Source organism: Terrimonas alba (assembly GCF_042434975.1).
Lineage (GTDB): Bacteria > Bacteroidota > Bacteroidia > Chitinophagales > Chitinophagaceae > Terrimonas_B > Terrimonas_B alba.
On sequence record NZ_JBHMQM010000053.1, the window covers coordinates 1 to 804 of the forward strand.

General features: G+C 42.9%; 1 protein-coding gene. It reads left to right on the top strand.

Annotation, left to right across the window (positions count from 1 at the left end):
• Positions 1-598, top strand: a 598-nt coding sequence (locus tag ACFEL9_RS26150) for a fibronectin type III-like domain-contianing protein (RefSeq protein ID WP_385896374.1), incomplete at its 5' end; no start/stop codon positions are given.
• Between the last annotated feature and the right edge of the window lie 206 nt (positions 599-804).

Genomic DNA, 804 nt, shown 5'->3' on the forward strand with positions numbered 1-804 from the left:
CTGGCTGGATAAAGTAAACAGTGTAGTGGATGTATGGTACCCCGGTGATGCCGGCGGTGCTGCCGTCTCCGATATTTTATTTGGCGACCGTTCTCCTTCCGGTAAACTACCCATCACCTTTCCGGTAGCAGAAGCACAGTTGCCACTGGTGTATAATCATAAGCCTACCGGCCGTGGTGATGATTATACCAACCTCACCGGCCAGCCCTTATTCCCGTTTGGCTTTGGATTGAGCTATACAACTTTTGATTATACTGCTCTGCAATTAGATAAGCCGGTCATCAAAGCCGGAGAAAATCTCGCCCTGCGATTTAAAATAAAAAACACGGGAAACTACAAAGGCGATGAAGTGGTGCAGCTATACCTACGGGATGAGCTGGCTTCTGTAGCAAGACCTGCCAAAGAATTAAAAGCCTTTCAGCGGGTGAGCCTGCAGCCGGGTGAAGAAAAAGAAATACAATTTATTATTACGCCTGAAATGCTGACCATGCTGGATATAAATATGAAAGAAGTGATTGAGCCCGGTAAATTCCGGATCATGATCGGGAGTTCCAGTATGGATATAAGGTTGAGAGAAGTGTTTGAGGTGAAAGAATAAACGGAAAAAACAATTGCCAGTAATAAAGACCTGCTAAAAAAATCTTGTCTACTGAATGAATTAACGTTATCCTGAGTTGTATTTGCGCTACTCAGTCAAGTAGCGTTTTTTTTACTAATCGCTTTAAAAAGAGCAAGTTGAAAAAATTGTTTGTTACAAGAAGTAGCGTATTTTAGCAGAAATACACACGTTCGACCGCAATGCCT